The organism is Bifidobacterium pseudocatenulatum DSM 20438 = JCM 1200 = LMG 10505 (genome assembly GCF_001025215.1).
Taxonomy (GTDB): Bacteria; Actinomycetota; Actinomycetes; order Actinomycetales; family Bifidobacteriaceae; genus Bifidobacterium; species Bifidobacterium pseudocatenulatum.
The window spans coordinates 487,102-509,141 of sequence record NZ_AP012330.1 but is presented as its reverse complement, the minus strand read 5'-3'; the positions used below and the strand labels follow the sequence as shown (position 1 = coordinate 509,141).

General features: G+C 55.2%; 16 protein-coding genes and 1 tRNA gene. 9 read left to right on the top strand and 8 right to left on the bottom strand.

The window, feature by feature from the left end; translation table 11 throughout:
- Positions 1-104 precede the first annotated feature (104 nt).
- On the bottom strand, positions 105-1,286 hold the full coding sequence (locus BBPC_RS02070; RefSeq protein WP_004219919.1) for a sensor histidine kinase: 1,182 nt from the start codon (positions 1,284-1,286) through the stop codon (positions 105-107).
- A gap of 193 nt (positions 1,287-1,479) precedes the next feature.
- Here BBPC_RS02070 and phoU point away from each other — a divergent pair, with 193 nt between their 5' ends.
- Together phoU and BBPC_RS02060 are read left to right on the top strand one after the other, a co-directional pair.
- On the top strand, positions 1,480-2,160 hold the full coding sequence (phoU, locus tag BBPC_RS02065) for a phosphate signaling complex protein PhoU (RefSeq protein WP_004219921.1): 681 nt from the start codon (positions 1,480-1,482) through the stop codon (positions 2,158-2,160).
- Between the two features lie 242 nt (positions 2,161-2,402).
- A complete protein-coding gene (locus tag BBPC_RS02060) occupies positions 2,403-4,262 on the top strand; it encodes an oleate hydratase (RefSeq protein ID WP_004219923.1) in 1,860 nt (619 codons plus the stop codon).
- A 187-nt stretch (positions 4,263-4,449) separates the two neighbouring features.
- On the opposite strand, the gene BBPC_RS02055 is transcribed toward BBPC_RS02060, so the two are convergent.
- The 4 genes from BBPC_RS02055 to BBPC_RS02040 form a co-directional block, all read right to left on the bottom strand.
- Positions 4,450-5,190 carry a phosphoglyceromutase gene (locus BBPC_RS02055; protein ID WP_003808215.1) on the bottom strand — a complete coding sequence of 247 codons (741 nt, stop codon included), beginning with the start codon at positions 5,188-5,190 and terminating at the stop codon, positions 4,450-4,452.
- 152 nt (positions 5,191-5,342) lie between these two features.
- Positions 5,343-6,443: a 1,4-dihydroxy-2-naphthoate octaprenyltransferase gene (gene menA / locus BBPC_RS02050; protein WP_033524250.1), complete on the bottom strand. Its 1,101-nt coding sequence runs from the start codon at positions 6,441-6,443 to the stop codon at positions 5,343-5,345.
- A 396-nt stretch (positions 6,444-6,839) separates the two neighbouring features.
- A complete protein-coding gene (locus BBPC_RS02045) occupies positions 6,840-7,640 on the bottom strand; it encodes an alpha/beta hydrolase (RefSeq protein ID WP_226558210.1) in 801 nt (266 codons plus the stop codon).
- A gap of 106 nt (positions 7,641-7,746) precedes the next feature.
- On the bottom strand, positions 7,747-9,102 hold the full coding sequence (locus tag BBPC_RS02040) for an MFS transporter (protein ID WP_033524212.1): 1,356 nt from the start codon (positions 9,100-9,102) through the stop codon (positions 7,747-7,749).
- 308 nt (positions 9,103-9,410) lie between these two features.
- Here BBPC_RS02040 and BBPC_RS02035 point away from each other — a divergent pair, with 308 nt between their 5' ends.
- A complete protein-coding gene (locus BBPC_RS02035) occupies positions 9,411-10,460 on the top strand; it encodes a LacI family DNA-binding transcriptional regulator (protein WP_226562786.1) in 1,050 nt (349 codons plus the stop codon).
- 194 nt (positions 10,461-10,654) lie between these two features.
- Here BBPC_RS02035 and lysS read toward each other — a convergent pair whose 3' ends face one another.
- Positions 10,655-12,331, bottom strand: a complete 1,677-nt coding sequence (gene lysS / locus BBPC_RS02030) for a lysine--tRNA ligase (RefSeq protein WP_004219939.1) — start codon at positions 12,329-12,331, stop codon at positions 10,655-10,657.
- A gap of 95 nt (positions 12,332-12,426) precedes the next feature.
- On the opposite strand from lysS, the gene BBPC_RS02025 reads away from it, so the two are divergent.
- From BBPC_RS02025 to BBPC_RS02010, 4 genes are all read left to right on the top strand, one after another.
- A tRNA-Pro gene (locus tag BBPC_RS02025) sits at positions 12,427-12,500 on the top strand.
- 166 nt (positions 12,501-12,666) lie between these two features.
- Entirely contained in the window at positions 12,667-13,854 is a 1,188-nt protein-coding gene (locus BBPC_RS02020; protein ID WP_004219940.1) for an MFS transporter, read from the top strand.
- 187 nt (positions 13,855-14,041) lie between these two features.
- A complete protein-coding gene (locus tag BBPC_RS02015; RefSeq protein ID WP_047749578.1) occupies positions 14,042-16,159 on the top strand; it encodes a DUF4037 domain-containing protein in 2,118 nt (705 codons plus the stop codon).
- A 70-nt stretch (positions 16,160-16,229) separates the two neighbouring features.
- Positions 16,230-16,877 carry a DUF4125 family protein gene (locus tag BBPC_RS02010; protein WP_004219943.1) on the top strand — a complete coding sequence of 216 codons (648 nt, stop codon included), beginning with the start codon at positions 16,230-16,232 and terminating at the stop codon, positions 16,875-16,877.
- A 213-nt stretch (positions 16,878-17,090) separates the two neighbouring features.
- Here the strand turns inward: BBPC_RS02010 and BBPC_RS02005 are convergent, their stop codons facing one another.
- The gene (locus tag BBPC_RS02005) at positions 17,091-17,666 is read right to left on the bottom strand and encodes a DUF3784 domain-containing protein (RefSeq protein ID WP_004219946.1); all 576 of its coding nucleotides are present in this window, start codon (positions 17,664-17,666) and stop codon (positions 17,091-17,093) included.
- 2 nt (positions 17,667-17,668) lie between these two features.
- A complete protein-coding gene (locus tag BBPC_RS09430; protein WP_033524211.1) occupies positions 17,669-19,621 on the bottom strand; it encodes a PspC domain-containing protein in 1,953 nt (650 codons plus the stop codon).
- Positions 19,622-19,734: 113 nt separating this feature from the next.
- Here BBPC_RS09430 and BBPC_RS01995 point away from each other — a divergent pair, with 113 nt between their 5' ends.
- Complete coding sequence (locus tag BBPC_RS01995; RefSeq protein ID WP_004219952.1) at positions 19,735-21,351, top strand: ATP-binding protein; 1,617 nt, start codon at positions 19,735-19,737, stop codon at positions 21,349-21,351.
- Positions 21,348-22,034: a LuxR C-terminal-related transcriptional regulator gene (locus BBPC_RS01990; protein WP_004219954.1), complete on the top strand. Its 687-nt coding sequence runs from the start codon at positions 21,348-21,350 to the stop codon at positions 22,032-22,034. The genes BBPC_RS01995 and BBPC_RS01990 overlap by 4 nt, the downstream gene beginning before the upstream one ends.
- Positions 22,035-22,040 lie beyond the last annotated feature (6 nt).

Below are 22,040 nucleotides of genomic sequence, written 5' to 3'. Positions count from 1 at the left end.
AAATCCTCAAAAAAATATGATGCCCGTCTTGCCTTATCGAAAGCGAGACGGGCATCGCATTATCTCCATTTGAGATATTTGCAACATCTGCCGAATGTCTTACATCATTCCCCGCCCAACGGCAGCACCAAGGCGAACGTGCTTCCCTGCCCCGGGCTGCTCCACACCGACGCGGAACCATGGTGAGTCAACGCAACATGCTTGACAATCGCAAGTCCCAAGCCAATGCCGTCACCGGAATGCTCATTCTGATTGCTGCCGCGATAGAACCGTTCAAAAATACGGTTCTGTTCGCCGATGGCGATGCCTTTGCCTCGATCGAGAACACTGATTACCGCTTCCGTATGCTCCTCATTGGCTTTGGCGACGACATTCACCGTAGAACCGTCTTTTGAATACGTAATCGCGTTTTCAATCAATTTTGCGAGCGCCGCCTGAATCTGATCGGCTTCGCCATTGATGCATAGCGATTCGTCACCGCCGGTCTCGATGGTGATGCCGCGTTGCGCAGCCATATCGAGATGCGCCTGCACCACGGCTTGTACCTGTTCCATCACGTTGATGCGATTGTCGGCGGTCGGCAGGATTGGCTCCTGCGCTTTGATCAGCAGCAGCAGATCGGAAATCATATGCTCAAGACGGGAACAGGATTGACGCAGCTGCGTGGCGTTGCGTTCGACGTCCTGTTGGCTGGCACCGCCCCGTTCCACAATGTCCGCCAGCTGTTCCAATGATTGCGTCGGCTCAAGCAATTGTTCGGAAACGTTGGTGATGAACGAATCGCGCACCTGCGAGAATCGTACGCTTTCGCTCACATCGCTGATGAGCACAACCATGAGATTCTCATTGAGTTTGCCGACGATGATTTTCAGCCAGTTGGGTCGGGAAACGGTTGCGCCGGAAGTATTGGGGTTTGACTGCCCTATCAGTGCCTGGCGCGCGATTTCACGTGTGGTTGGTTTGCCTGCCTTCGGCACTTGCTGGGCGACATATTGGGTGGTGGTGGTCAAATCAAATTGTTTGTTGCCGCCACAGGAACGCACCTCATGCACTGCGCGAAGCACGGTCTCTTCCGCGATGGCATCATCGCGCACCACGCCAAGCGCATACGCCGACGGGTGCGCGCGAATCACTTCGTCATGCTCGTCAACTACGACGGAAGCCAACGGCAGCATGGAAAGCAACGCGTTGGTGGCATCATCCAATGTGTCGTCATCGGCATCATGCTCATCATCGTCGTTGCGGTGCGTCAGCGAACGCCACCACGAACCCAAAGATTCAACCATGGTTTCATTGTTGCACACTCTTGAGGCTCCCCAACTCGCGACACCACCGCTCGTTCGTGAACACAAGGTGAACGCGTTGGTGAACTTTGACGGAACAACACGAGCAGTGGTTACGAATATGGCGTTTGTCTAATAGACTTGTGAGAGGTTATATCGAACCCAGATATATATGAAGCATTGAAAGGCAAGTCACATGCGCGTTATTTTCAACGAGGAGCTCAAGGCTGTTGCCGATGATCTCGACCACATGGTCAAAGGCGTGCGCAAGGCGATCAACGGTGCCGGCGACGCGCTGCTGAACCAGAATCTTGAAGCCGCCCAGGCCGTTATCGACGGCGACATCGAAATCGATGCCCTCGAAGCCAGCGTTGTCGACCAGTGCGTGAAGCTGCTGGCCAAGCAGAACCCGGTTGCCACCGATCTGCGCGTGGTTGTTTCCACCATGCGTTTGGCCACCACCTTCGAACGTATGGGCGATCTGGCCCGTCACATCGCCGAAGCCGCCCGCCGCACCTACCCGGCTTCCCCGCTGCCGGCCGAAGCCCAACCGCTGTTCGCCGAAATGCAGGCGTTCCTGAACGACGTCGCCGACCAGACCGTGGCCATGCTGTCTGACCGCGACACCAAGACCGCCGAACAGATCATCATCAACGACGACAAGCTCGACGAACTGCACAAGAAGACCTTTGAACTGGCTCAGTCCGCGGATTGGTCCGGCACCAACCAGCAGCTCATCGACGTGGTGCTGATCGGCCGCTTCATGGAGCGTCTTGGCGATCACGCCGTGTCCGCGGCTCGCCGCGTGGTGTACATCGTCTCCGGTTTCGACCCGTCCAAGGAGCCGACCCGCGACGAAGACACCGACATCGCCTGATTTTTTTCTTGCGATCTTCTTTTTCATCTTCTTTTTGAGAAGGCGGCTTCCGTTCCCCACTGAAGCCGCCTTCTTGTTTTGTTTTTGCAATCTTTCAGCACGAATCGTCAAGCACTATCTCCCGCATTATTTCACTTTCGTCAAGCCGTAAGAAAAATTAAACAATCTGTCTATTTTTTGCCCATATACTTTTACGCAATGTCGCGGCACAATATGTGCAGTGACATCCAAAGGAGGCAGTCATGTATTATTCCAACGGCAATTACGAAGCATTCGCCCGACCGAAGAAACCCGAAGGCATGGACAGCAAGAACGCGTACATCATCGGCACCGGCTTGGCCGCACTCACCGCAGCCTGTTACCTGGTGCGAGATGCGCAACTGCCGGGCAGCCACATTCACGTATTCGAAAAGGACGCGGTTCCGGGAGGCGCCTGCGATGGCGCAAATATTCCCGGCGTTGGCTATGTGATGCGCGGCGGCCGTGAAATGGACAACCATTTCGAAGTGATGTGGGACATGTTCCGTTCCATTCCATCCATCGAAACGGAAGGCGTTTCCGTACTTGACGAGTATTACTGGCTGAACAAGGAAGATCCCAACTTCTCACTCTGCCGCTCCACGAAAGCGCGCGGCGTTGACGCAGGCACGAACGGCAAATTCAATCTGTCAGACAAAGCCTCGATGGAGATCATGCAATTGTTCTTCACGCCGAATGAGGAACTGTACGGCAAGAAAATTTCTGATTATTTCGACGATGAGGTTTTCAATTCGAATTTCTGGATGTACTGGCGCACCCATAGTGCGTTGGAAATGAAGCTGTATATCCGTCGATATATTCATCATATTGGCGGATTGCCGGACTTCAGTGCGTTGCGTTTCACCCGTTACAACCAGTATGAGTCGATGATTCTGCCGATGATCAAGTATTTGGAAGGATTCGGCGTGCAGTTCCACTACAACGCGAAAGTGGAGAATGTCGATTTCAAGATTGGCGGAGGCATGGGACCGGTACGTTCGCATACCGGCACCGGTCAAGACACGATTTTGAAGAAGCAGGCTGAATCCGGCGTGTTCGTACGCAATCCGTACAGTTCGCCAACCAAGAAAATGGCTACGCGCATCGACCTGACCGAAGCGGATGGCACCGCGCGAAGCATTGATTTGGGCGAAAACGACTTGGTGTTCATCACCAATGGTGGCTGCGTGGAAAACTCGACCATGGGCTCGCAAACCGAAGCGGCCGCATGGGCTCCGGAAATCAAGCCCGGCGGCGGCTGGGACATGTGGCGTCGCATTGCCAAGCAAGACCCGAGTTTCGGTCACCCGGACGTGTTCTGCGGCGATCCGGAGCATTCGAAGTGGATGAGCGCCACCGTGACCACGCTTGACATGGAGATTCCGCCGTATATTCAGAAGATCTGTAAGCGTGACCCGTTCACCGGCCATGTGGTGACCGGCGGCATCGTAACCGTTGAGGATTCCAACTGGCTGATGAGCTGGACGTTGAACCGTCAACAGCAGTTCCGCGACCAGCCGAAAGACCAGCTGTGCGTGTGGGTGTACGGTCTGTTCCCCGACAAGCCCGGCAACTATGTGAAGAAGCCGATGCAGGAATGCACTGGCGAGGAAATCTGCGAGGAATGGCTCTACCATATGGGCGTGCCGACCGACAAGATCAAGGAACTCGCCACGAACCATGCGAACACCGTTCCGGTGATGATGCCATACATCGACGCGTTCTTCATGCCTCGTTCCGCCGGCGACCGCCCTGATGTGGTGCCTGATGGTGCCGTGAATTTCGCATTCCTCGGCCAGTTCGCCGAAACCCCGCGCGACACGATCTTCACCACCGAGTATTCGATGCGCACCGGCATGGAAGCGGTGTACACGCTGTGCGATGTGGACCGTGGCGTGCCGGAAGTGTGGGGTTCGGTCTACGACGTACGCAACCTGCTCAACGCCACAGTGATGCTGCGTGACGGCAAGCCGATTACCGACATGAAACTCAACCCCATTGAAAAGACCGTGTTGAAGCAGATTCTGAAGAAGCTCGATTCCACCGATATTCCGATGTTACTTAAGGAATACGGCGTGATCTGAGCCGATTGCGATTGACGTCCGTCTGCCGCACATCTCATGTTCCGTATTTCATCCGGCAGACGGACGTAATAACCCAACAAAGATACCGGACGCAAAAAGGTGGAAACCCACATACTGTGGATTTCCACCTTTTCATATACGTTCCGTACGATTGAACGCGATTACCTGCGTATCAATCGCAACAAACTCACTTCTGGCCCTGGGCGGCGACAGCGGCGGCACCAGCAGCGGCGGCTTCCGGATCCAGATACTCGCCACGCGGCTTGATCGGCTTGAAGTTCTCGTCCAGCTCGTACAGCAGCGGCATTGCGGTCGGGATGTTGACCTTGGCGATCTCCTCTTCGGAGAGGTTGTCGAGCATCTTCACGATGGCGCGCAGGGAGTTGCCGTGAGCGGCGATCAGAACGGTCTTGCCAGCCTTCAGCTCCGGCTCGATGTCGGACTTGAAGTACGGCTCAACGCGCTTGACCACGTCGGCCAGGCATTCGGCTTCCGGAACCGGATCGCCGGTGTAGCGCGGATCATTGTTCTGCGCGTACTCGTCGTTCGGATCGATCTCCGGCGGCGGAGTGGCGTAGGAACGGCGCCACAGCATGAACTTCTCGTCACCGTACTCCTGACGGATCTCGGTCTTGTTCTTGCCCTGCAGAGCGCCGTAGTGACGCTCGTTCAGACGCCAGCTGCGCTTGACCGGAATCCACAGACGATCTGCCTCATCCAGAGCCACGTTGGCGGTGTTGATGGCACGACGCAGCATCGAGGTGAAAACGATATCCGGAAGGACGTTCTTCTCCTTGAGCAGGCGGCCGCCGTTCTTGGCTTCCTCGACACCCTGCTCGGTCAGCGGGACGTCGACCCAGCCGGTGAACTGATTGGTTTTATTCCATGCGCTCTGTCCATGACGGAGCAGTACTAGTTTGTAAGTCATACCTGCCAGTCTACCGCCTAGCACGCCCAACACAACCGTCGATGACGATTATTTGGTTACGTTCATGCAACAATTTTCATTCTGTTGCATGCCGTTTGCATCATCAGGCAATCGCCGGTGCTCAATGACGAAATCGTAAATGCAGGATGCAGCTACGCCATGAAACCGGCCTGACAGGCATTGAGCACGAACGCGCCGGCTGCGACCAACGAGGTCATCGAGCACAATGGCAACGCCCGACGCCACTGGTCATGCCGGACGGCCGCGACGGCACGAGTAGCAATCGCCACACACCCTGCGATGGATACGAACGCCGCAAGGCTCATCCAATCGGCGTTTCCCCACGACCAGTCACCGCATATGCCATATTCCGTGCATGAACGGTCGCGATCCACCTCCGCAGGCAGCTTTATGAGCAGATCCAGAAGTTTGGCATACACCGATAATGGCATGGCGAAAACCACCGTCAGACCAGCAGCCCATCCCAGCGCACGCATGCACCAGCATTTGCCCTTCCCACTGCCGATGCGCACCATCAGCGTGCGCTTGCCGTGCGCGGCGTCATCTTCGAGATCGCGCAGGTTATTCACCATCATGACGCTGACGGACAGCAGGCCGCAGATCACCGAACCGGCCACCCCCGTCACGGTGATCGACCCGCTTAGCGCATACTGCGTGCCGAGGGCTGGAACCAACCCGAAGAATACGAATGCCGCAAGTTCGCCCAGACCCCGATATCCGTAAGGATGCCGACCGTTGGTATATCCCCAGGCCGCCACCAGACAGGTTGCGCCAAGCGCTATCAGCCACCAGCGACCAGTTATGACGACAGCGACCAGTCCGGCGGCACAGGCGGCTAAAGCAGCGACCGCGGCAGCCAGCAACACGTGACTGGGATCCACTCCGGAAGCGACCAACCGCCGAGGTCCCGCGGCGTCACTGCCTCGTCGGGCGTCCGTGCCGCGTACACCATCGGCATAATCGTTGAGATAATTCACAGCAATCTGCAGACCGACCGCCACCACGGCGCACAACATCGCAACGACCGCAAACCACGGCCGAGAAAACGCACAATACCCCAGCACATCACCAGCATCATGCTCTTCCAGCAATCTTCCCGGAAAAGCTGGGCACGACCGCAGGCCACCCAAAGCCTCCCACCGCCAACTGGCGGCAACGCCGACCAGAACCGGGGCAAGACCCAGCGGCAGCGTTTGAGGGCGAGCGCCACGAATCCAAATCGTCATTCCCATGAACGCCATTCTAGAATCACACTCACGATTCGCCTTCCAACCGCCTACCCGCATTCCAGATTCACAACCTGACCATACTCATTGATATTTCGTCTGTTTCCAGAAATCGACACAATACCGGAGAATGCCCCAGAACGTCACTCATGCGAAATATCATGAAACCCGTGGGATTTCTTTTTTGAAAACATGGAGAGCTTCAATCGCACCCTGCGATTCAGCATCCTCACGCCCATGTATTCTGCGGTAGGCAAGCTGGGTGGTACGAAAGGGATACGGGAAAAAGGGCATTCGCGAACGAATGCCCCAAATCTGCGACCAGGTCACAACACTACAGGTCGCAGATTATTCTTGCCGTGCACTGACAAGAAGTCCGATACGGCGCAAAGCCTTCCGGCCTTACAGACCTGCCTGCTCTGCCACAAAATCACCGAGAGCCGGCATAACCATTTCGCGATGCTTCACATTGCCGAAACCATGGTCGCCATCCTCGATGACCTTGAGCTGCATATTTTCGCCATACACATCCTCGTACCGACGAATATAGTCAACAGGAATGAAATCCTTGGTGCCATGGATGGCAAGCACCTTACCGCGATATCCGCAAGCCATGCCGTAAGGATCGGTACGACCCGCATCCTCCACCATGGCCGGTCCCATGGCAACACCCATAAAGTCAAGATAGCCTTGCTCTTCGATGGCAGACAGAGGCTTACCCTGAATATGCCCACCGGCAATCTCATCAACATACGAAGTGGCCGTAGAACACAGAGCGATCGACTTGGGCTGCCCAGGCACCTTCGGTGCCAACAGCGTGCAAATCACCGCGCCAAGGCTCAGTCCAGCGAAATGCAGATTATCCGGATCGCAGCCGCTCATATGACGAGCCTGCTCCACTACCTGCAAGGCGTCTTCGACATCGCCACTAACGGTGGTATCGAAGAAAGTACCATCACTTTCGCCATGACCAGCACGATCGTAAGTAACGACCACGAGACCACGAGAAGCAAGTTCTCGCGCCATTTGCACGACAAATCCGGAAAAGTCGATGCGATTGCCCCCGAAGCCATGAAAAAGCACCGCCACCGGCGAATGTCCGTCTTCCGAAAAACCTTCCGGCAGATAACGGGTACCTCGTAACGTCAAAGAAGTACCGTCGGCACGTTCCACTGTGAAAACAGCAGGTTCCATAACACTCATGATGATTTCCTTATTGGTTTGTAAAACGAATGTTCCGGGCTTCGAACGGAAAAGGGAATTGGGATCAAACCGTTTCGAAGCCCGAAGCGCGATACGCAGGGTGCGTTTACTCAGCAACGACCTGATTACGGACTGCGAGTTCCTCACGAATAGTGCCGATCTGATCATCGACCTTGTACAGCAGCATCAGCACAGTGCCGATAGCGCAGCAGGCGATCGGAATCCACACGAAGTTGATGTTGATGGCGTTCAGAGCTTGCGCCGTCTGCTCTTGATTAGGCACAAAACCGTTGATTTCCAGCACAAAACTGGAGAGCCAGCCGGCGATGCCCGCACCACAGGTAACACCGATGGCCGCGCAGGAAGTAATCAAGCCCTGGCTACGCACACCGGTCTTCCATTCGCCATAGTCAACCACATCGGCCAACATCACGAAGCCCATGCTTTGACCAGTCTGGAACAATGCCGAAACCGCCATGGATACGAAGATCAGCGGAATGGACATGATCTTGGCACCAACGTACAGACCAAGCAGACCAATAATGCCGAATCCGAAGAACATGATGGCGATATTGCGGTTCTTCATCTTCTTGGCGAAGAACGGAGCAAGAATCATACCGGCAATCATGCCAGCCGAATTGATGCCATTAGCCAAAGAGGAAAGAGTTTCGTTGCCGACGTTGTACTTGAAGAAGTACACGATGGACGAGGCCTTGGTTACCACACCAATGAACATGACAAGGTTGAGGGTGACAAGAATCCACCATGGCCCATTGTGCAGCATGGCCACGAAACTCTTGATGAACGGCGGCTCCTTCTCCTTAGGGGTAAACACACGTTCACGCGTATTGGCAAAAGTCAGCAGCAACAGACCCACGCAGATCACGCCATAGATGATCATGGTGACGGTAAAGCCCAACTGCTGATTGCCACCACCGATCAGGTTGACCAACGGCAGAGTAAGCATACCAGAGGCAATCACGCCGATCTGACCGCCGACATTACGGAAAGCATTTGCATTGACACGTTCCTGGGCGTTGGTGGTGAGGTTCGGCAGCAGCGCGGTGCACGGCGTGGTCACCGTGACGGCGAGGAAATTCATCATGATGTACGTTACGTACACATAAATCATCTTGATTACGCCGCCGAAGTTCGGCACCGAAAACGCCATGACACCTATGATGGCAAATGGCGCACCGAACCATAGGAACCATGGACGCACCTTGCCCCACTTGGTATGCGTTTTATCAATAAGCGCACCCACCACCGGACCTGCAATCGCGTCAAGCACACGCACCACCAGGAACAGCGTACCGACAGACAGCAGGCTAATGCCGGCCACGTCGGTGTAATAGAACATCATGTACGTGGTGACCACGTTGAACACCAGATTGTACGCGCAATCCGACGCTCCATAGCTGAGCTTCTCCTTAAGGGAGAGCTTAACGTTCGCGTTGTCCACAACAACTCCTTTGTCGAGAATCCCGAACAGCCCGTGCAATACGAGCCATCATGCCATTCGCAGCAACGCGATGACAATGCTTCTTATCCCTGACGGCCGATTCGCACCTGCGCTCATTGCGTATATTGCATTTTCGCCGTCTGATGTCAGAGTAGAGAAAATGAAATGCAAATTCTTGAGATGATAAGGAAATTTCTTTCTTGCAAATGTCAATATACAGCAGATAAACAGCAATTATCATGCACTCCAACACAATGATTACACTGCATAGCAATCATTAGAAGAAATTTCTCTACTATACTGCTATCATGACACTGTCTTCATCGCAAACCAATATGCGTACCGCCAGTCAACGACCGAAGCTGTCGCACATCGCCAAACTTGCGAACACCACGCCATCCACCGTCTCCAAAGTCATCAATGGACGTTCCGGAGTCTCCGACGAAACACGGCAACGCATTGAAGCGCTGCTCAAAGACATGGAATACAGCAAACCGCCAGTCAAACACGCGCTGTCCACAACCATCATGTTGGTGCTCGAATCCATGGACAACCCATGGGTGCTCGACATCATGCAAGGAGCCACCGACACCGCCGTCAAACGAAGCATGACCGTGACCATCTGCGCGAAAAACGCCTCCGATGGCATCCTCAACGACACCTACCGGCAAGCAATCCGCCGAGCCAGACCCAAAGCAGTGATTTTCGACAACGCCTACGTGCCAATGCGAGATCGAACGCTTTGCCAAGAACTTGGAGCTCGATATGCGGTAGTCGACCCATCCGGAACACCATGCAAAGATTGCATGGACGTGCGCATCGACAATTGGACAGGCGGATTCGAAATCGGCAGCCATCTTATTAACTTAGGACACCGCCAATTCGCGGCAATTACCGGCCCAATGTCCACCACCTGCTACCCCGCCAGATTGGCTGGATTTCGTGCGGCACTAGCACAGCATGACATCGTTCTCAATGACACTCAAGTGCGCGAAGGCGACTACTGGTCGGAAAATGCACGCTTGCACGCGCTTGATCTACTGCAGCAAAAGAATCGTCCAACTGCAGTATTTGCCTGTAGCGATACGCAGGCATTCGGCATATATGACGCGGCACATCAGTTGGGACTGTCGATTCCCGAAGATCTGTCCGTCACCGGATTCGACGACATCAACAGCGCACGGCATCTCGGACCGCCATTGACCACCATGCGGCAGCCACTGGCGGAAATGACCCGAGCAACACTTGCCACATTACTATCCAAACATCAGTCCGAAGACGCGCAGCGCACGCTATTGTTTCCACCAACGCTTGTCGTGCGCGAAAGCACAGGACCAGCGCCAGAAATTAGGGAATAAAACAGAATTGGGGATTAAAAGACGCGGGGCTGCCTGGTTGTACCCAAGCAGCCTCAAGTGAAGCCGATATTGAATTAAGGCTTTGCCTTAATTCAGCGGCAATTTTTATAAGGATGGCTCCGGCGGGCTGACGGCCCACTGGGCCGTCAGCTTTTCCGCCTCGCGTGAAGCCGATATTGAATTAAGGCTTTGCCTTAATTCAGCGGCTTCACTAGCGGGAAGGTGATGGTTTCGCGGATGGTGGCGCCGGTCAGGGCGATCAGCAGTCGGTCGATACCCATGCCCATGCCGCCTGCCGGAGGCATGCCCACGCCGAGAGCCTCAAGGAAGTCCTCATCAATATCGCAGGCTTCTTCGTCGCCCGCGAGCGCATCCTTGGCCTGAGCCACGAAACGTTCACGCTGCACAACCGGATCGTTCAATTCGGAGTAGCCGGTGGCCAGCTCGAAGCCGCGCACATACAGATCCCACTTCTCGACCACACCGGGCTTGGAACGGTGGCCCTTGACCAGCGGGGAGGTTTCGACCGGGAAGTCACGCACGAAGGTCGGCTCGAACAGCTTGTCTTCGTAGAAGTGCTCCCACAGGTGTTCGACGAGCTTGCCGTGGTTCTCCACATCGTCGCGTTCCACACCGAGCTTGTCGGCAATGGCACCGAGATGTTCCACGGAAGTACCCGGATTGTCCGGGCCGCCATTCGGCACGATTTCCTCGCCGAGCGCTTCGGAAAGGGAATCATACATGCTGATGGTCTTCCATTCGCCGCCGAAATCGTATTCGGAACCGTCCAGCAGGGTCACCTTGTGGGTGCCGAACACGTCCATGGCAGTGTCTTGCACGAGCTGCTTGACGAGCGCGCCGATGGTGTCGTAGTTGCCGTAAGCCTGATAGGCCTCAACCATGGTAAATTCCGGAGCATGGGTGGCGTCAACGCCTTCGTTACGGAAGTCACGGTTGATCTCGAACACGCGGTCGATGCCGCCGACCAGGCAACGCTTGAGGAACAGTTCCGGCGCGATACGCAGATACAGGTCAAGGTCGAACGCGTTCATGTGCGTGGTGAACGGACGGGCCGCAGCACCGCCGTGCACGGTCTGCAACATCGGAGTCTCGACCTCGAGGAAGTCATGATCGGCGAAGGTCTTGCGCAGGGAAGCAACGGCCTTGGAGCGGTTACGCACCATGTTGCGCATCTTCTCGTCGGCGATCATGCCGATGTACGGCTTGCGGGTGCGGGTATCCTCGTTCAGGTCCTTGTGCAGGGCCGGCAGCGGCTGAAGCGCCTTGGCTGCAATGGCCCATTCGGTGGCGAACACGGACAGTTCGCCGGTCTTGGAGGCAATCACACGACCCTTGATGAACAGGTGATCACCCAAGTCAACCAGCTGCTTGAACTGCTTCAAGGAATCGGCGCCAATCTCCTTCTTGGAAATCATGCCCTGGATCTTGGTGCCGTCGCCAGCGGAAAGCTGCACGAAGCACAAGCCACCGGCGTTACGCAGGAAGAGCACGCGACCGGCGATGCCGACCACGTCTTCGGTTTCATCTCCTGCTTCAAGCTTGCCGTCATACTTGGCGCGAACCTCTTCAATGGTGGCGGTGACGTCCAAGGTCACCGGGTACGGCTGAATGCCGTCCTTAAGCATCATGGCACGCTTGGCCACACGCATCTGCACCTGTTCCGGATGCGCCAGCGGGCCGAATTCCTTATTGCCCGGATCGACGGCCTCATCCAGGGTGGCGCCGTCATTGATCTTGGCGTAGATAGCCGCATCCTGCTGCAGCAGCATTTCGGCGCGCTCCACCGTAGTCATAGCGGGAACGGCAGCCTCTTCATTCTGATTTTCTTGCGATTCGATGGTCTCACTCATAAGCCCACAGTGTACCGAGAAGCCACTACACCACACGCGACACGCCGTATTTGCATTACCTAAGCAATCGTGTAATATTTCCAACTGTTGCCAAACGGGCTGTAGCGCAGCTTGGTAGCGCGCTTCGTTCGGGACGAAGAGGCCGCGGGTTCAAATCCCGCCAGCCCGACAACTCAAGGCGGAACTTCGGTTCCGCCTTTTTTATTTCCAGCGCATCAGCGGTGCAAAACAGCATATGCGAGACGCAACCACCTGAAAAATCAAAAAACACGTAATACACAAGCGCGTAAACAAGCGCGCACACCAACACGCTTCACATTCATGGAGGAGAGACTGTGAAAAGAAGCATTCTGGCTTTGGCTTCCGGCGCCTTTATTCTTGGTGCCGCCGAATTCGTGATGATGGGCATTTTGCCTCAGACAGCCGCCGCCATGCAGGTCAGCATTCCTGCGGCAGGCCATTATATTTCCGCATATGCGATAGGCGTGTGCGTGGGCACGCTGATTCTGGTGTTCGGCCGTAAGGTACCGCCGAAGAATCTCATTATTCTGTTCATGATCATCGCACTGGTCGGCAACACGTTGAGCGCGGTTTCGTTCAATTCCCCCATGTTGTTGGCTGCTCGTTTCATCTCGGGCTTGCCGCATGGCGCGTTTTTCGGTACGGCCACGCTGATTGCCAAGACGTTGGCCGATAAGGGCAAGGAAGCGCAGTCCGTGTCAATGATGGTGACGGGTCAGACGGTGGCCAATATGTTGGGTGTGCCTGCGGGCACATTGCTTTCGGAAATGCTGTCGTGGCGTTTGGCGTTTGCGATTCTTGCCGCTTGGGCGTTGATGACGATGATGTTGGTGATTGCGTGGGTGCCGTTCGTCGCGCCGATCAAGGACGCTGGCATTAAGGGGCAGTTCCGTTTCCTCACTCACGCCGGTCCGTGGTTTATTCTCATGGCGGTGTTCTGCGGTAATTCCGGTATTTTCTGCTGGTGGAGCTACGTTTCGCCGTGGCTGCAGAAGGTCGGTGGATGGGATTCTTCGCTGGTTCCCCTGTTAATGGTGCTTGCCGGTTTCGGCATGGTGATCGGTGGTATTGCGGGCGGCCGTTTGACTGATTTGTGGAAGCCTGGTGCCACCGCCGGGCTTTCGCAGGCCATCGCCACGGTTGGTTTGCTGTTGGTGTTCTTTGTTCCTGGCAATCATGTGACCACCGCTCTGCTGACATTCCTGATTGGTTTCGCACTGTTCTTCAACTCGTCTCCACAGCAGCTGCTGATGGTGCAGGCCGGTGAGGGCGGCGGCGAGCTGATTGCGGGCGCGGCCGTGCAGATCGCGTTCAATTTTGGCAATGCGGTTGGTTCGATCGTTGGTGGTGCCGCATTGACGGCAAACACCATGAACTACCATTACACCGGTTTGGCCGGTGCTCCGATCGCTTTGATCGCGGTGATTATGCTGGTCACCTATTCGCGTCGTTACGAAACGCATACGGGTGCTACGGAGCGTATGCGCGAAGTGCATGTCTGACATTCGACAGTCAGTTATTTCGATTATTTCTGTTATGTAACGGGATATCTCATCACAATTATTGTGATGAGATATCCCGTTGTTCTTTGTACGACGTATCGCATGTTCCCCATCTTTCGTTGTTTCGCCGTCTGCGATGCCGTCTGCGGTTCGGGAGATGATGGAAGTCACCGATGAAGGGATTGCGATGGCAGACAGTGATGTCAATCTGAATATGAATAATTGCGATGACGGATGCGCAACGTTTGATGTACAGCGATTTTTGCGTGGTCTTGATGCGATTTTCGATGCGCATAAGGCTCCTGAACAGGCTGAACCGTATCTGCAGAAGGCGCGGACCGAAGCCGAACACAGTCATAATGACGCCGGTTTGCTGACGGTCTTGAACGAAACGATAGGGTTTTACCGTTCGCAAGGTCGACATACCGACAATCTGCCGATTATCCGCGAATCGTTAAGCATTGCGGATCATTTGCATCTTCAGGAAATCGACCCGCAGGCGTGGGCTACGACGCTAATCAACGTGGCCACGGGCATGCGAGCCGCAGGCCGGTACGAGGAGGCCGAACAGCTGTACCGTCAGGCGCTTGACGCGGCCACGTCCGTCTTCTCCCCCACCGACCGACGCCTGGCCGCGCTGCACAACAATATGTCCATGTTGTACAGCGAAACCGGTCGTCTCAATCAGGCGAAGCGCGAGCTGGAACAGGCGCTGGACCTGTTGGAGCAATCTTCCCCCGATGCGAGCGCTGACATAGACGTCGCCTCCACGCACACCAATCTTGCGTTGCTGCTCCTGCAGATGGGCCGGTATTGGGCGAGCGACGCCATACAGCACGCTCAGAAAGCGTTGACAATCTACCGTACCGGGCATTTGGAACATAGTGCGCATTATGCTTCGGCGCTGGCCGGCTATGCGCAGGCCTGCTATATGGCCGGCCGCCTGCAGGATGCAGTTTCCGGTTATGAGCATGCGTTGAGTGTGATTGAAGAATGCTACGGACGCAACACCGACTACTATCACACGACTGCAGCCAATCTTGAAGCGGCAAAACAGGCGTTGCATAAGCGCATGCCATCATCTCATAAAACGCAGGAATCGCAAGAATATCAAGAATCGCAAGAATCCTTGAAATCTCAGCATTCACCGAAATCAAGCGAATCTCAGCAATCAAGTGAACCGCACTATATGGCAGAATCCGGCGCATCTTCGATTCCTGCGATTTCTCACCATATTTCAGGACTTGCTTTGTCTCGCGCATTCTGGAATGATCTCGGCAAACCGTTGCTTGCCGGCGCATATTCGGCATATCAGGGGCGGATTGCCGCAGGTTTGGTCGGTTATGGTTCGGAATGTTTCGGTTTCGACGATGAGTTTTCTCGCGATCATGATTTTGCACCGCGTTTCTGCCTGTGGCTTACCGATGAGGATTATGATGCGATTGGCGAGCAATTGCAGGCTGATTACGATGCGTTGAGTCGCGATTTCACTGTTGATGAGCAAGGCAAGCCGCATTTTGCAGGGCAAGGTTCGGCTGATTCCAACGCTCTTGCCGCATCTCAATCGCCACTTACGCCGCGTGCACAAGGCGAGTTCCGCCGCGATGGCGTGTTTCGTATCGGTGATTTCTTCGAGCGGATCACACTGTTTCGTGAGGCTCCGGTGCAAAACGACTATGCGTCTTGGCTGAGTTTGGACGATGCGACACTTGCCACTGCCACAAACGGTCAGGTGTTCGCCGATCCGCTGGGGGTGTTTTCCAAGACTCGGCAGGGGTTTAAGTTCATGCCGGAAGATGTTCGACTTTCCTTGATTTCTCGCCGTTTGGGCATGATGGCTCAGGCGGGGCAATACAATCTGCCGCGCATGCTGCAACGTGGCGATGGCGCTGCTGCGATGTTAAGCATTCATGAGTTCGTGAACGCCACGGCTTCGTTGGTGTTTCTGATCAATGAGCCGGTGAGCGTTGGGTATCTACCATATTACAAATGGCAGTTTGCTGCCATGCGTAAGCTAAGCCACCGTATGGCAACAAGGCTTGCCTGCGTGTGCGAACAGTTGGAAGACATATTGCGATTGAGTTCCGCCGCATGTTTCGGCGGTGCCGGTTTCGGTGAGGGCGGCAAGGGTGCGAAGCCTGCGGCAGAGCATATTATCGCCACCGTTGAGCGCATCTGCAGTGATGTTGTGGATGAATTGCTGCGGGAGGGATTGACCGAATCTCACGAAACTTTTGTGGAATGGCAACGTCCGTATGTTGAGGACCATATCAAGTCCGATGCAAGTTGTCTGCACAGCTTGTGATTGCAATAACTTCATTGCAGGCATCGCACATCTAGATCAGCAATAAGACGAACTCAAGAATCGAAATCATATGAATGGCAACGTAATTTCAGATGTAATAGACGGTCACGATACAGCAAATCTTGTTGAACCCATTATCAAACTGGAGTGGAATCAGTTTCAGCAAACCAATAATGAGGGCGGCCGCGCGTCCTGCCAAGGCAATTGGCCGATGTTTCATCAGATGCGTGCCAGTCAGTTCATGACGTGGCCGGAGGAATTGCTGCGCAGCTACCGGTCGGACTTGCAGGAAGCCGACCGTGTTGGACGTAATTTGGTGACGGAAAAGTATGGCCGCATGATGCAATCCACATATCCACAGGAGTATTGTGCAAACATTGCGCCGTATATTCCCCGGATTTCCGCGGGTCGCAACGCCTTGCAGGAAGGCATCATAGCAGTTCAGGTGGCGTGGGCGCGTGATTTTCGTGAGCGTTTTCCCCATCTTGGCGAGGCGATGCGCGTGCTGACCACTGTCGAAGATACGCCAGAGACCACGTCGTTCGAAACGTATCTGCGCGGCGAATTGGGAACCTATTCCGACCGCACTGTGGCATTGTACCGCGATTTTGTGGAGCGTTTGCGGCATGAACAGCGCAATCTCACCGAAGAGACGATTCGCAATACGGTTCGTTTGGCTGGATTTGAGGACTTGGCACAGGCTGAGGCCGCACAGTAAAACACAGTGAAAACACACCGTGAAAATTACCGAAAACTGCAGTAAGCCCCGTACATCACCATAAAAATGGCCACCATGGTACGACCAAAATCCAACGTCAAGATGGAAAAGCAAGTGTTGGATTTGGTCATGCCATGGTGGCCACACATTTGTTTGCGATGTCAGCCTTGATTTCGTTGGTGCGGCTGACATCAGGAGTTATTCAGCTGATTCTCACGATCGTTCCGAAAGCGGAGACTTATCCGAATCAGTCGAAAAGGCCGTGGTATCCGAGCTATGGGGAGCGTCGAATGGATCGTCGCTGTCCACATCGTTTTCATTCTTGGATCGGTTTGAACGCACCGCGCTGACTATCGCCCAAATCACGGCGACGGCGATAAGCAGCACGCCGATGCCTCCAAGCAGGAACACGAAGGACTGTTTCGGATCGCTGGCCCACCACCAGAGATTCATTGGCACATGCATGCCGCAAAGCAACGTCACCACCCCCATGAAGCACGTGAACACGCCGAGCGCGATGGTCGAACCGCTTCTTCCGGAAGGTCTGATGATGTCGTCTCCAATCTGCCGATTCTTATGCCCGCCATTCGCACCGGCTGCCGAAGCGGTATAAGTCGGAACGCTTTGCGCTGGAACGGATTCCACGCGCGGCTTATCATCCTGCGTTGCACGCCCACTGTGCTGCGACTGGTCATACGTGGACTGCGCATCCACGGTATGCAACGTTTCGGTAGGCATATCTCCGGCATCCGTCATAACCGGCATTTCCTGGGTTTTGTCGTCACTCATGGTCACTCCTTTCCCGCTTTGCCCAATGTGTTGTCGGACGCATACTGCACCGCGACGCTGCCGCCGACCGTTGCCACGTCATTGATCTGCAGTCCGGCTGGCATGACCGGAGCCTTGTCATCACCGGTGAAGCACGGCCAATATTGATGATTGTCGTAGATTTCGCGGTAGGCCTTGTCTACATCCCCGTCCTTGAAAGGGGAATCGGTCCTAGTGGAATCGGTGCCGGTATCCGTGCCATCTTCCGTATCGGCCTCATCATCGAAATCCTCGATGCCGGATTCGTCTCCGTACGAGCCGCAACTCCAATCGTAAGTTCCCAGCGCACGCTTTTTCACTACCGATTTCGTGGAATCGTTGCTCAGAATCGAGAACTCGACCCCGCCGGAATCCAACGTGAGCCCGTCCGGACTGCCGACGAAATCGGTGATGGTATAGAAATTGCTGTCAGACCCGAACGTCCACCAGCAACCGTTCGGCAAAGTCACCACGACCTGCGCGCTTGAGGCCACCACATTCAACGTTCCGGTAGGGCAGGAAGTTGTGCCCTGTGTGCCATCCTGAAGATCCACTTTGTGCGGACCGTTGTTTTTCGCGTAATCGCTTAAGTCGATATGCAGCACGTCGGTGGCGTAATCATTGCCTTGCGCGACGATGCCCTGCTCGTATTTGCTCATTTCACTGGCGGTGGAGCCCATGGTGGTTATTCCCGACACATTGACCGTCTTGTAGGATGAGGGAATGCCCGTGTCAATCCGATGGCTGAACAGCGAATAACCCGCCAAAGCCATCACCATGACCAACGACATGAATACGGATATCCATGTCAGAGGATGCAATCCTCCCGTTCTTCTGCCCACGAATCCGAGCGCGACAATAACGATTCCCGTCACTAGGCAGATGCCACCGACGCATGCCGCGGATGCCTGTAACGTGTATTCGATGCCCCGCTGCCCGCCTTGGACGCCGTACGTCATAATGCACCATACGCATAGCGCGCATGCAATCATCGTGAGACCGAACATCACCAACACCAACAGCGGACCAGCCGGTTTACGACGTCCCCTTCTTGGCGACGTAGGCGTCTGCGCTACCGGGGCTACCGGAGCGGTGAATGTTGGAGGAACATTGGCCGTGGCAAAAGCGGCCGGACCGTTGGCCTGCTGTTGGTAGGCATGATACGGAGGCTGTTGAGGCTGAGGGCGTTGGGGCTGAGGCGATTGCGATTCCGGTGACGAAGCCGTGTTGGCCGCCCCGTTATATGCGCCGCTCGCCTGCATCGGCTGAGTATAAGGATTCGATTGCGCTGGAGACGGCGATGCAGGATGCACCGGCTGTCTGTACGAAGGACTTCCATATTGAGGCTGACCATATTGCGGTTGACCGTACGGAGCCTGACCGTACGGAGCCTGACCATATGGGGGCTGACCATACGGAGGCTGCTGACACTGATTTGAACGAACATTCGGCGCATAAATCTGCCTATTGAGCAGAAGCCACAGCACCAACGCGGCCAACGCGAAAGCAAGCCATCCCGCACCCGGCAAACAGATGGCCACAATGCAGAACAGCAACGCGCCAATGCAATTCCAATCCCACTTGCCGTTAATCAAATCCTCAGCAAGAATCTGATTGTCACGCTCATCCGGCAGCACAAACCACGCCAGACCATAGAACGCGGCACCCGCGCCGAAAAACAGCGTGGCAACCACCACAAGCGCACGAACCAACGTGGTATTCCATCCAAGACGACGTGCTATGCCATCGCACACGCCGCCAATCCAACGGTCATGTCCACGCTTGACCTGGCTGGAACGAATCCACGCGAAGAAACGGCCACCGCGGGAAGGTTGCGGCGAACCGTACGCAGGCTGCTGATAATACGGTTGTCCAGCAGCGGGCTGCGGCCCTGCGTTGCCGCGATCGCCCAGCGGATCATTGTTTGCATTGCTCATGGTTCCATTACAGCAACTCGCGCGTGCCACACGTATCGGGGAACACCCTGAATCTGCCCTGAACACTATATGAATGCCCTGAAACAGCGTCCTTCACAGGGCACAATGGAAGTATGAAATCCTTAGGAAAACCGTGGTACACGCAAAGCCAGTACGACCAGGCGAGCGCCGTATATATGCGCTACTGCTGCGACCAAGCCCTGCATGAGGGACGTCCGATGCCGACACAGCCGGCCAAACTGCCGTTGATGCGTCCTCCATACGGACGCATGGGAGCCGGCGTATGCAAGGCGATCAGCATGCATTTGGGCATTGCCGTGCTATGGGTGCGCCTGTTTTTCCTCGCCACCACATGTCTGTTCGGTTCAGGGCTCATCGCTTACATTTTCCTGTGGATGGCACTTCCCGTAGGAGACCCCATACAGCAGACGTACATTATTGCCGGCAAGCGTTCGCCATGGCAGGCACCGCTTTCCCGGGGCAACATGCCGTACGGGACATATCCCGTTTCCCTGGAATATCAATCTTTTACAGCTACGCAAGATGGTCAGCACACGCAACCACCATCTTTTGAAGATACGACTGAACGCAACGACGAAACGCATGGTAATACGCAATCTTCCAGCGAAAACCTTGAACAGACACTGAAGAAAGCACCAAAACCCGCTTTGCTTGCATTAGCTGGTCTGATGCTGCTTTCCATCTGTTTCGTCATGTTCGCAGGCGGTGTTGAACGCACTCTGATTGTGCCCCTGCTGCTTGGTCTGGTCGGTATCGGCGTCTCTTGGTTGCGTTTCAACGCCGAAGAAGGTCAATTATGGACGATGCTTGGCGGCATTGCGATTATTTTCGCCGCATACGCTTTGTACGTCAGTTCCTGCATGCATTTTGACGCGTTTTCCATGATTCGCATACTGTGCGCCGGTTTGGCACTGCTGATTGGCGCATTGCTTGCGATTGTGCCATGGATCATGGCGCTGATTCGCGATTTGGGTACGGAACGCGCATCGAAGGAACGCGAAGAGGAACGTGCCGACATGACCGCGCATCTGCATGATGGCGTACTGCAAACGTTGGCGCTGATTCAGTTGCATGCCGACGATCAGCAGACGGTGTTTTCGCTGGCGCGTTCGCAGGAACGCGAATTGCGTGAATGGCTGTATCAGGAACGCACCACGTCTGACCGTTCCGTGAACGCCGGCTTGAAAGAAATCGCCGCACATGTGGAAGACACGCATGGCAAGCCGATCGAAGTGGTGACGGTGGGCGACGCACGTCCAAGCGCGCAAACCGATGCGTTGCTTGACGCCACGCAACAGGCGCTTATCAATGCGGTAGCGCATGGAGGAGAGCCGATTTCCGTCTACTGCGAGGCAAGCAGCAAACTGGTGGAAGTGTTCGTGCGCGACCATGGCAACGGATTTGACGTGAATGCCATCCCCGCGAATCGCCTTGGCATTCGTGAATCGATTATCGGACGAATCAAGCGTCGTGGCGGTACAGTGGAGATTGTATCGAGACCGCAATGGGGCACGGAGGTACGCATGCATATGCCAATCGCAGACATGCCCGCATCCGCAGCCGCCGACACGAATGCGCAGCAATCGCACGAGCCGCAAAGCAACTCACAACAAACCGATTTTCCCAATCACCATAACCGTCAATCCAACAATCAACGTACCAATCAATTCAGCAATCAACCTACCAACCATTTCGAGGAGCAGCAATGAACGAGCAGGAACAGCAGATCCGCATCGCCATCGTTGACGATCATGAAATGTTCCGTGCGGGCGTTATCGCAACGCTGCAGCCGCATTTCGACATCGTCGGGCAAGCGGCCGATGTCGAGGGGTCGGTGGCGATGATCGCGCAGACGAAGCCGGATGTGGTGCTGCTTGATGTGCATGTTCCCGGCGGCGAGGGTGGCGGCGGTGCCGAGATTCTCGTGAAATCGCGCGCATACTCCCCTAATACCGTGTTTCTGGCGCTGTCGGTGTCTGATTCGCCGCAGGATGTCGGTTCGGTGATTCGTGCCGGAGCGCAAGGCTATGTGACAAAGACGATTTCCGGCGATGATTTGATTTCTTCCATCAAGCAAGTGCATGAGGGCTATGCCGTGTTTTCGCCGAAATTGGCGGGATTCGTGCTGTCCGCTTTCCAAAATGGCTCACCGGCTGGCATGGGCGGCTCTGCAAGCGGACCGATCCACGATGACGAGCTGGACCGCTTGTCGAACCGTGAGCAGGAAGTCATGCGCTTGATCGCGCGCGGCTACACGTACAAGGAAGTGGCTGCGGAACTGTTTATTTCCATCAAAACCGTGGAAACGCACGTCAGCTCCGTACTACGCAAACTGCAGCTGTCAAACCGCACCGAACTCACCCGCTGGGCCGCCGACCGCCGCATCGTATAACCGAAG